The sequence below is a fragment of the Curtobacterium sp. TC1 genome (assembly GCF_019844075.1).
In the GTDB taxonomy this organism is placed as follows: Bacteria; Actinomycetota; Actinomycetes; order Actinomycetales; family Microbacteriaceae; genus Curtobacterium.
Window position 1 is genome coordinate 1,459,645 of sequence record NZ_CP081964.1, and the last position, 9,158, is coordinate 1,468,802.

A 9,158-nucleotide genomic window follows, 5' to 3' on the forward strand; every position below is an offset into this window, starting at 1 on the left:
CGTTCGCTCAGGCGTGTCGCACCGGATGGCGGCGTGCGCACGGTGCGCGCGGCGGTCGCGCTGACGAGTGCCGGACGGGAGGCACGGGGCGGGGTCGACCCGCGCCTCCCGTCCGTCTGCTGGTCGCATGTACGCGAGCTCGGCGAAGTACGGCCGCCGCAGGTCGGGGAACGCGAACGCGAGCATGTTCGACCGGCCGGTGGCGAGCGACCGTCCGGAGACGTTCGGGCGGTACCCCAGCTCGTCGATCGCGGCCTGCACCCGGTCGCACATCGGCGGGCTGACGTGCTGGTGGCCACGCACGACGTTGGACACGGTCTTCATCGAGACGCCCGCGTGCGCGGCGACGTCCTGCAGCGTGACCGTGCCCATCCGGTCACCGGAGCGCAGCGGGCGGATTGCCAGGTGGAAACGCAAGTTGAGGCCTTAGGGTCGCGACAAGCGCAATCGCGTGAACTCTCTCGAACCGGCTGAAGGGCCGGTCCGTACCGGAAGGTCGGTCCTCTTGACCACCACTCCGCTCGCTCCGGGCTACACACGCACTCGTCCAGGAACAGGAAGCCCCAAGGGCACCTCGACCTACTCCGCTCTGCTCGCGCAGGTGAAGGAGAACGGACTCCTCCGCCGCCGCACCGGGTTCTACTGGTCGCTGTTCTCCACACTCATCGTCACCTTCGCCCTCGCATGGGTCGCGTTCGCGTTCCTGGGCGACTCCTGGTTCCAGCTGATCGTCGCCGGCGCGCTCGGCGTGATCTTCACGCAGTTCGCGTTCCTGTCGCACGAGGCCGCGCACCGCCAGGTCTTCGCCTCGCAGAAGTGGAACGACCACGCCGGCCGCTGGCTCGGCACGTTCCTGGTCGGCCTCAGCTACTCGTGGTGGATGAACAAGCACACCCGCCACCACGGCAACCCGAACACGGTCGGCAAGGACCCCGACATCGCTCCCGACGGCATCCGGTTCCTGCCGGAGGACGCCGCCGCGGTCAAGGGGCCGCTCATGACCACCTTCATGCGGTTCCAGGGCTGGCTGTTCTTCCCGCTGCTGACGCTCGAGGGCCTCAACCTGCACCGGTACGCGGTGCAGAGCATCGTCACGGGCAACGGCACCAAGGCCGACGTGAAGCACCGCTGGCTCGAAGCCGCCCTGCTCGTCGCCCGCTTCGGCATCTACCTGACGGTCGTGTTCTGGTTCCTGCCGTTCGGCATGGCCTGCGCGTTCCTCGGCGTGCAGCTCGCTGTGTTCGGCGTGATGATGGGCGCCTCGTTCGCCCCGAACCACAAGGGCATGCCGACCATCGCGCACGACGCCAAGGTCGACTTCTTCTCGCGCCAGGTCCGCACGTCGCGCAACATCCGCGGCGGCTGGTGGGTCTCGTTCCTGATGGGCGGCCTGAACTACCAGGTCGAGCACCACCTGTTCCCGTCGATGCCGCGCCCGGCGCTGAAGCAGGCCCGCCTGCTCGTCCGCGACCACTGCGACACGCTCGACGTGCCCTACACCGAGACCACCCTGCTGCGCTCGTACGGCATCGTCGTCCGGTACCTGAACCGGGTCGGGCTCGCTGCCCGCGACCCGTTCGCCTGCCCGATGGTCGCGCAACTGCGCATCCACTGACGCCGTGTTGTCGACCATGCCGACCGGCACCGTGAAGTGGTTCGACCACGCCAAGGGGTACGGATTCATCCACCCCGACGACGGGTCCGAGGACCTGTTCGCCCACTTCTCCAGCATCATCGCGACGACCGGCCACCGGTCGCTCGAGGAGAACGACCACGTGCAGTACGACGTGGGCCCCGGCAAGAAGGGCCCGCAGGCGGACAACATCTCGATCATCCGCTGACGCGGACGACGGACGGGAGGCACGGTGCCAGCTGGCACCGTGCCTCCCGTCGTTTCTTTCCCATCGCCACTGCGCTGGTATGCGGAATCGGGCGTCCCTGATCGAAAGAAACGGCCAGGTACGCCCGATTCGGCCAGGTGGGCGCGGAATGACCTGCTCTGCGCGGAACGGCTTCCGGCCTGGTTCGAGGTTCAGGGCGTCAGGACGATCCGTCCGAACACCCGGCCCGCGTCCATGCGATGGTGCGCCTCCGCTGCCTCGGCGAGCGGCAGCACGTCGTCGACGACCGGCGTGAGCTCGCCTGTGGCGGCCGCACGGAACAGCTCCGCGCGGGCCGTGGCCAGCACGTCGCGCGGTACCGAGTCGAGGCTGAACGTCGCGACGGACCGCGACTGCTGGAACGCGCGCAGGAGGTGCGCTCCGAAGTCCGCCGGGGGCATCCCGGCGACAGCACCGACGATCACGAGTCGGCCGTTGGGAGCCAGGCGGTCGATGAAGTCGGGCATCGTGGGACCGCCGACGATGTCGATGACGACGTCGTAGGACTCCGGTCCGTCTCCCGCGCCCTGCCGATCGAGCACGTGCGTCGCGCCGAGTCCGCGCAGTCGCTCGCCGCGCTCCGCCGAGCCGGTCGTCACCGCGACGGCCCCGGCTCCGGCCAGCACGGCGAGCTCGACCGCGGCGATCCCGATGCTGCCGGCGGCACCGCGGACCAGGACCCGTTCGCCGGCCGACAGGTGTGCATGCTCCAGGGCGAACCGCGCGACCGGCGCCGCCGAGCCGAGGGCGACGGCCTCGACCGCGCCGAGGTCACCGAGCGCGGTCAGGTCGGCTATCCGTGCAACCACCCGTTCGGCGTAGGCACCACCGACCCCGGTGAACGCCCACACGCGTCGGCCGAGCCACGCGGTGTCCTGCTCGTCGCCGACCGCGGCGACGGTCCCGGCGACCTCGCTGCCGGGGACGTACCCGGGCTCGATACCCGGGCGGCCGATGGTGCCGCGTCGGATGACGGCGTCGACGCCACCGACGCCGATCGCCTCGACGTCGATGAGGACCTGGCCGGGAGCGGCGACGGGTTCGGGGAGGTCGGTGGAGACGAGGCCGTCCGGCGAACCGAATGACCGAATGGTGACAGCAAGCATGTCCGGACGCTAACGGACGGGGGCGTCCGCTTGGGTAAAGTGGGAGGGATGGACGCTGAGACGCCTCACCTGCGGGCCGATGCGCAGGAGAACCGCGACCGCGTGCTGCAGGCTGCGCGCGACCTGTTCGGTTCGCGCGGTCTCGGCGTGACGATGCGTGAGATCGCTCGGCACGCGGGGGTCGGCCCGGCGACGCTGTACCGACGATTCCCGACCCGGCAGGACCTGGTCGACGCCGCGTTCGAGGACGAGCTCGAGCTGTGTCGGAGCATCGTCCTCGAGGGCGCCGCGCACCCCGACCCCTGGCTGGGCCTGCGCTCCGTCGTCGAGCGCACCGTCGAGTTGAACGCCCGCAACCAGGGCTTCGTCGATGCGCTCGTCGCCGCTGGGCAGGTGTCCGGCCGGCTCGCCCGGCACCGCGCTGAGCTCCTGCACGCGATCGCAGCCCTGTCGCTGCGAGCGAAGGCCGCGGGACGGCTGCGACCGGACTTCGTCGTCGACGACGTGCTCCTCGTGCTGTTCGCGGCGCGGGGGCTCCGGGGAGACGACCAGGCCGAGCGGCTCGGCGCCGCGCGGCGGTTCGCTGCGCTTGCACTCGACTCCTTCCGAGCATCGGCGACGAACGAGCCGCTGCCCGAGCCCGCACGGGTCGTGGGGACTGTGCTCCGCGCCGCGGTCTGACCGGGTCTGGGGGCCGCCCTCGGGACGGCCCTGCTCAGCCGTCGGTGAGGGACCCCGGGAAGCACTGCGAGAACGACGAGATCCGGACCTTCTGCGTGTCGTTGTAGATCGTGACGAGGAACTGGTCGTCGTCGGCACCGGTGATCGTCAAGCGTTTCGCCCCCTTGCCGGTCGTGTCCGTGGTCGCGGTGTAGCCGTCGTCGCGGACAGCCGCGATCATCGCGTCGTACGCGGCGTCCGCGTCCACGTCCCGTGCGAGCGTCAGCCATGCGCCGCCGGCAGCCGAGACTTCGGTGTCCGAGCACGCGAGCAAGGTCCAGTCGATCGTTCGACGGCTCGCGACCGCGCCGTCGGGGAGGGTAGCGATGACACGGTCCAGGATCGACGTCGTCTGCTCCTCAGCAGCAGCGCGAGTGATCGAGGGCGATGTGCTCGAATCGGGTGTCTCGGTCATCGACGGTCCTCCAGCGCACGCGGTGAGTGACAGGGTCAGGGACGTCACGAGGCTTGCGATGACCGTCCTGGATAGTTTGGTCAATCGAAGATCTCCTCGGAGAGTTGGTCGAGCACGGCACGATTGCCCTGGACGCGCGCGACGCGGTTGTGCTGTGCCATCAGGTTCCCGAAATCGTACGGGTTCACGTCTCCGGGCGCGGGACCGTAGTACTGGTCGTGTGAGAACGCCGGGTTCCACCGCGGGTTGTTGCCGTCCCACACATGTCGCGTCGCTTGGGCGACCTGGAGGATGTCGACGTACGAGTAGTCGGCGTAGGTCGTCAGCTGGTTCGGCTTCCAGGTCTCGGGCATCCCGGCTCCGGACAGCGAGACGACCTGGTTGTACTGCGTGCCGAGGGTCTCGGACGTGGTGATGTTCGCCACACCCCAGCTGTGCCCGATCGCGGTGGTCCGGGCGTTCGCGAGGTCCGGGTCCACGTCGAGTCCCGCGGCGAGCTGCCGGAGCCGTTCGGCGGGGCCGAGCGCGAAGTCCGGCTGGTTGGCCTCATCGATGCCAGCTGGGCCTGCGGTCTCCTCGCCGGGGAACACGCCGTCCTTCGCGACGAAGACCACGGTGTCGTCGGGCGACTGATCGTGGAGCCACTTGCCAACCTGCTGGACATCCTGACCGTAGAAGGACTCCATCGCGCTGAACGTGCCCGGCACGTAGGTGATCACGTGCTTCGTGTCCGGCGAGGGTGTCCCGATCATCTCGATGATGCGCTTCTCGGCGGGGTCGTAGAGGTACAGCTGGGTCTTCGGCGGCTCAGCCACGACGCGCAGGAGGTACTTCTCCTCGAGCGCCAGGCTGTCGATCTCGTCCTGGGTCTTCTTGTCCGTCCGACCGGTGAGCGACTTCGACAGACCCTGCGCGATGCGGAGGGCTTGGAGCCGCGACTGCACCGTCGAGAGCCGGTCGCCGGCGAGGTTCCGGTTGGCGGCGACACGAGCAGCCGGCGGGACGCCGTTCAGCGCTCCGAGCACGCTCGGGATCGAACCGACGAGCGCCAGTTGCTCAGGGGAGAGGACCGAGTCGTCGCCGGTGCCGAGGGACTGCCACCACGCGCGGACGGCACCGGGATCAGCCTGCTCGATTGCCTCGGCCACCTCAGGGTGCTTCTCGAGGAAGGCCGCGGCCTCGTCGGCGGTCATGCCCTGCAGCAGGGCGAGCAGGGTCAGGGGAGTGGCACCGGCGATCGACGACTGCGAGAGGGTGCGCGGGAGTCCGTTGGCGACACGGCCGCTCAGGGCGTCGGAGCACTTCCGGTCCGCGGTGCGACGCTGCTCGACGAGGGCGTCCCACTCGAGGTCGAGCGCACGGCTGGTGGTGACCGCGGCGGAGACCGAGTCCTCGTGCTGGTTTGCCGCCGACCGGAGCGCATCTCGCGACTCGGCCGTCGCGCTGTCGTCGGATGCGGCTGCGCGCGATTCGGAACGGGCCGTGTCGAGGGCCGACTGTGCCGTCGCCAGTGCCTCGGCCGCCGATGCGCGGGCCGTCTCGAGCCGCTGCTGCTCCTGTTGCACGGCCTGCAGGTCGCTGGCGTACTGCTCGAGCGCTGCTGCCTGCTCGTCGAGCGCGGTGCGGAGCGTCATCGTGTCGGCGGTGAAGTCGCCGATGTTCGCCATGAACGGCTCCTTGGCGCGACCCTTCCAATCGGCGCTCTGACCGTCACCCGCGACACCACGCAGCGTCCGTTCGACGTCGCGGAGCTCGTCGGCCCTGGTGCGTCGTGCCGTCGCCAGTGCCGCGACGGCGGCGGTGTCGCCGGCGCCCGGGTCGGTCGTGGTCCACGTCATCAGCGACCACCGGCCTGTCCGGCGAGGTCGTCTTCGGTCGCCGAGATCTGCGTCGCGACCTGGAAGGGGTACTGACCGATCGCGGTGAGGGACTGTGCGAGTACCTCGGCGCGGTCCGTCACGGTCGAGCCCGCGTCACCGAGGGCGCCAGCCACGTCCGCCGACCCGAGGGCGTCTTCACGCGGATCACTGAATGATCGATCCAAGCGGACGGCCTCGGGCACCGGCGTGAGGGCGTGCGTCAAGGCGTCCAGCGCCGACGTGTCGACCTGCAGATCCCCCATGGAAGCGCCTCCCCGTTCCCCTGTCCTCCACGATAGCAAGTGAGCGCGGGGCGGTCCGCCCGGCCTGCAGCCGGCGGAGGGGATCGTCGCTCGTCGGTGCGACCAGCTCCACGAGGATCCTCCGTACACGAGCAACGCCCCGTCGCGTGCGACGGGGCGTTGGCCGTTCCGGTCTGCCATGCACAGCCGGAGTACGTGGGGTGTTACTTGATCTGTGCGGTGATGGTGGCGGTGCCGACGAGGAGGCCGCGCTTGACGGCGTCGGTGCCGAAGGTCTTGTTCAGCAGGCCGGCGGCGTCCTCGGAGACGTGGACGGTGGTGCCGGTGAGGATGGCGTTGTCGCCCTCGAGCTGGAGGGGCTTGAGCGAACCGCCCCAGAGCTCGAACAGGTACGCGTTGGACGCGGCGACCTTGCCGTTGACCAGGACGTCACCGTAGAGCTTGGAGGAGCCCGGGTTCACGACGAAGTTCTCGAGCGTGACGGTGGTGTCGCCGGCCTTCAGCGTGAGGCCGGAGTCGTCGTGGTTGAGCATGCCCTGCACGTAGGGGCGGTAGTTGCCGTCCGGCGACCAGTACGTGACCGATCCGGCGGTGATCGGGAACGACACGGACCCGTCGGCGAGGGTCGCATCTCCGGAGACGCCGGGGGTGAGCTTCAGGGCGGTGAGGGCGTCGGTGAAGCCGGAGTCGAGCTTCACGGCGGTGGAGCCGCCCAGGACCTCGGGGACCGATGCGACCGGTGCGGGGATCTTCGACGACGACGACGACACGGTGTGGATCGAGGGGGTGGCGGCCTGGGCGGAGGAGATGCCGAACGCGGCACCGCCGAGGACGAGGGCGCCGGTCGTGGCGAGGGTGATGGAGGTCTTCAGGCTCTTGCGCATGGTGATCGATTCCTTTGCTGAGGTGTCGCGCTCGGCGCGGCTGCTGTGTGCGCGCCGAACACACCCTGGTGCAGGGTGGAGAACCAGCAGTGTGCGGCTGGTGAGCGCTCCGGGTGGTTCCCGGTCTGTGCAGGTGATTCGGCGCCCTGCCCGAAGCCGATTGGAACCAGTTCGGACGAGTTTGGCCGACCGACCGCTGTCCTAGGCTCGGTCCATGCAGGGGATCACGATCCGACCGACGACCGAAGCCGACTGGGAAGCCGTCCGAGCGCTCCGCCTGGAGATGCTCCGGGACACCCCGATGGCCTACGCGGAGCACCTGGCCGATGCCGAGCAGCTCGACGAGGCGGAGTGGCGTGCACGGGGCCGGCGCGGTCAGGACACGGGCGGCACCGCACTCGTGGCGATCGATGCCGACGGCCGCTGGGTCGGTGCGATGGGGTCGTTCATCCCCGACGCCGTGACCGGCCCGTTGCTGGTCGGCGTGTACGTGGCGCCGTCGCACCGCGGCCGAGCGGCTGGGGTGACCGATGCCCTGCTGGACGGGATCGAGTCGTGGGCGTCCGGCCACGGCGACACGCTCCGACTCCACGTGCACGAGCGCAACCTGCGGGCCCAGGCCTTCTACGCGCGGCGCGGGTACGAGCGGACCGGGGCGACGGAGCCGTACCTGCTCGCGCCCGACGAACGGGAGCTCGAGATGATCCGTCGGCTCGACGGGGCGTCCGCATGACGGGCGGTGGGGTGCGGTGGCTGCTGCTCGACGTCGGCGGGGTGCTCGAGCAGGTCGACGACGCAGCGTGGCCCGGGCAGTTCCGCACGAGGTGGGCTGGAGCGTTCGGTCTGACGGATGAGGAGTTCTCCGAGCGGTTGTCGAACGCCGACCTGCCCGATGCCGCGCGGCGGTCCGGGGTCGACGACGAGTACTGGGGAAAGATCGGCGCGGCACTCGGAGCCTCGGCCGAGGTGCTCGCGTCGATGCGAGCCGACTTCTGGGACGCGTACTGCGGCACGTTGAACCAGCCGCTCTTCGACTTCCTCGCCGGTCTGCGCGGGCAGGTCGGACTCGCCATCCTGTCCAACTCGGGTGACGGCGCGCGCGAGGAGGAAGAGCGACGGTTCGGGTTCTCGGCGGTGTTCGACCCGATCTCCTACAGCCACGAGATCGGGGTCACGAAGCCGGAACCCGAGGCGTTCCGGATCGTGCTCGACCGGCTCGACGCCGCACCCGCCGATGTCCTGTTCGTCGACGACGTACCGGAGAACATCGAGGCTGCCCGCGCGATGGGGATCCGGGCGCACCTGCACGTCGAGACCGCGGACACGATCGCGGCGATCCGCGCCGCGATGCCGGAGGATCGGGAGCCGTGACGGAACCGGTCCGCGGCATCGTCTTCTTCGACGTCGACGGGACCCTCGTGTCGACCGGTTCGAGCAGCAGTCACCTCGCGGCGCGTCTCGGCCATCGGGAGGCGTTGGACGAGGCCGAGCGGCAGTACGCCGACGGCACCCTCACGAACCGACAGGTGAGCGAGATCGACGCCGCAGGCTGGCGCGGTGCATCGACGACGGCCGTCAACCGATGGCTCGAGGACCTCCCGGTCCTTGACGGCGTGGAGCTCGTGGTGGCCTGGTGCCGCTCGCACCGGGTCGCACCCGTGCTCGCGTCGCTCGCGTGGCAGCCGGTCACGGCGTCGCTCGCGCGAAAGTTCGGGTTCGTCGCCAACGGCGGACCGCGGGTGGGGGTCACGGGCGGGACCCACGACGGGACGGTGGCGGAGCACTTCGACGAGTTCGACAAACGAGACGCTGCGCTTCGGTACGCGCTGACTCGTGGCGTGCCGATCGAGCGGTGCTGTGCGATCGGGGACAGCCGGTCGGACATCCCGCTCTTCGAGGTGGTCCCGGCGGCACTGGCACTCAACGCAACCGGAGCAGCACGGGCGGCAGCGTCGTCCGCGATCGACACGACGGACCTGTCGGCCGTCGTGCCGTGGCTCGAGACGTGGCTGCGCGGTCTGGACTGATCCG

Annotated in this window: 11 protein-coding genes and 1 pseudogene; 6 read left to right on the forward strand and 6 right to left on the reverse strand. The window is 69.9% G+C overall.

Features of this window, described 5'->3' with window-relative positions:
• Window positions 1–234: 234 nt before the first annotated feature.
• Window positions 235–372: pseudogene (locus KZI27_RS20215) on the reverse strand (LacI family DNA-binding transcriptional regulator); the annotation flags it as partial.
• A 133-nt stretch (window positions 373–505) separates the two neighbouring features.
• On the opposite strand from KZI27_RS20215, the gene KZI27_RS08065 reads away from it, so the two are divergent.
• Entirely contained in the window at window positions 506–1,615 is a 1,110-nt protein-coding gene (locus KZI27_RS08065; RefSeq protein ID WP_222660457.1) for a fatty acid desaturase family protein, read from the forward strand.
• Window positions 1,616–1,631: 16 nt separating this feature from the next.
• The gene (locus tag KZI27_RS08070) at window positions 1,632–1,841 is read left to right on the forward strand and encodes a cold-shock protein (RefSeq protein ID WP_222661270.1); all 210 of its coding nucleotides are present in this window, start codon (window positions 1,632–1,634) and stop codon (window positions 1,839–1,841) included.
• Between the two features lie 191 nt (window positions 1,842–2,032).
• Here KZI27_RS08070 and KZI27_RS08075 read toward each other — a convergent pair whose 3' ends face one another.
• Window positions 2,033–2,986 carry a zinc-binding dehydrogenase gene (locus KZI27_RS08075; RefSeq protein ID WP_222660458.1) on the reverse strand — a complete coding sequence of 318 codons (954 nt, stop codon included), beginning with the start codon at window positions 2,984–2,986 and terminating at the stop codon, window positions 2,033–2,035.
• A 48-nt stretch (window positions 2,987–3,034) separates the two neighbouring features.
• Between KZI27_RS08075 and KZI27_RS08080 the strand changes: the two genes are divergently transcribed.
• Entirely contained in the window at window positions 3,035–3,667 is a 633-nt protein-coding gene (locus tag KZI27_RS08080; RefSeq protein WP_222660460.1) for a TetR/AcrR family transcriptional regulator, read from the forward strand.
• 34 nt (window positions 3,668–3,701) lie between these two features.
• Here KZI27_RS08080 and KZI27_RS08085 read toward each other — a convergent pair whose 3' ends face one another.
• The 4 genes from KZI27_RS08085 to KZI27_RS08100 all read right to left on the reverse strand — a co-directional run bounded on the left by KZI27_RS08085 (window position 3,702) and on the right by KZI27_RS08100 (window position 7,127).
• Window positions 3,702–4,121 (reverse strand): hypothetical protein, encoded by a 420-nt coding sequence (locus KZI27_RS08085; RefSeq protein WP_222660462.1) that lies wholly within the window; start codon window positions 4,119–4,121, stop codon window positions 3,702–3,704.
• An 80-nt stretch (window positions 4,122–4,201) separates the two neighbouring features.
• Entirely contained in the window at window positions 4,202–5,959 is a 1,758-nt protein-coding gene (locus tag KZI27_RS08090) for a WXG100 family type VII secretion target (RefSeq protein ID WP_222660464.1), read from the reverse strand.
• Window positions 5,959–6,243, reverse strand: a complete 285-nt coding sequence (locus KZI27_RS08095) for a hypothetical protein (protein ID WP_222660466.1) — start codon at window positions 6,241–6,243, stop codon at window positions 5,959–5,961. Before KZI27_RS08095 ends, KZI27_RS08090 begins: the two co-directional genes overlap by 1 nt.
• A gap of 203 nt (window positions 6,244–6,446) precedes the next feature.
• Entirely contained in the window at window positions 6,447–7,127 is a 681-nt protein-coding gene (locus tag KZI27_RS08100; RefSeq protein ID WP_222659671.1) for a hypothetical protein, read from the reverse strand.
• 214 nt (window positions 7,128–7,341) lie between these two features.
• On the opposite strand from KZI27_RS08100, the gene KZI27_RS08105 reads away from it, so the two are divergent.
• Genes KZI27_RS08105 through KZI27_RS08115 form a run of 3 tightly spaced genes read left to right on the forward strand, consistent with a single transcriptional unit; the run spans window position 7,342 to window position 9,154 of the window.
• Window positions 7,342–7,860, forward strand: coding sequence for a GNAT family N-acetyltransferase (locus KZI27_RS08105; RefSeq protein WP_222660467.1), 519 nt, complete (start codon window positions 7,342–7,344; stop codon window positions 7,858–7,860).
• Window positions 7,857–8,498, forward strand: coding sequence for an HAD-IA family hydrolase (locus KZI27_RS08110; protein ID WP_222660469.1), 642 nt, complete (start codon window positions 7,857–7,859; stop codon window positions 8,496–8,498). The genes KZI27_RS08105 and KZI27_RS08110 overlap by 4 nt, the downstream gene beginning before the upstream one ends.
• Entirely contained in the window at window positions 8,495–9,154 is a 660-nt protein-coding gene (locus KZI27_RS08115; protein ID WP_222660471.1) for an HAD family hydrolase, read from the forward strand. The genes KZI27_RS08110 and KZI27_RS08115 overlap by 4 nt, the downstream gene beginning before the upstream one ends.
• Window positions 9,155–9,158 lie beyond the last annotated feature (4 nt).

Excerpts from the sequence above, each read along its gene's own strand:
- KZI27_RS08095 (WP_222660466.1), bottom strand. The coding sequence starts at position 6,243 with ATGGGGGATCTGCAGGTCGACACGTCGGCGCTGGACGCCTTGACGCAC.
- KZI27_RS08110 (WP_222660469.1), top strand. The coding sequence starts at position 7,857 with ATGACGGGCGGTGGGGTGCGGTGGCTGCTGCTCGACGTCGGCGGGGTG.
- KZI27_RS08105 (WP_222660467.1), top strand. The coding sequence starts at position 7,342 with ATGCAGGGGATCACGATCCGACCGACGACCGAAGCCGACTGGGAAGCC.
- KZI27_RS08080 (WP_222660460.1), top strand. The coding sequence starts at position 3,035 with ATGGACGCTGAGACGCCTCACCTGCGGGCCGATGCGCAGGAGAACCGC.
- KZI27_RS08070 (WP_222661270.1), top strand. The coding sequence starts at position 1,632 with ATGCCGACCGGCACCGTGAAGTGGTTCGACCACGCCAAGGGGTACGGA.
- KZI27_RS08075 (WP_222660458.1), bottom strand. The coding sequence starts at position 2,986 with ATGCTTGCTGTCACCATTCGGTCATTCGGTTCGCCGGACGGCCTCGTC.
- KZI27_RS08090 (WP_222660464.1), bottom strand. The coding sequence starts at position 5,959 with ATGACGTGGACCACGACCGACCCGGGCGCCGGCGACACCGCCGCCGTC.
- KZI27_RS08100 (WP_222659671.1), bottom strand. The coding sequence starts at position 7,127 with ATGCGCAAGAGCCTGAAGACCTCCATCACCCTCGCCACGACCGGCGCC.
- KZI27_RS08085 (WP_222660462.1), bottom strand. The coding sequence starts at position 4,121 with ATGACCGAGACACCCGATTCGAGCACATCGCCCTCGATCACTCGCGCT.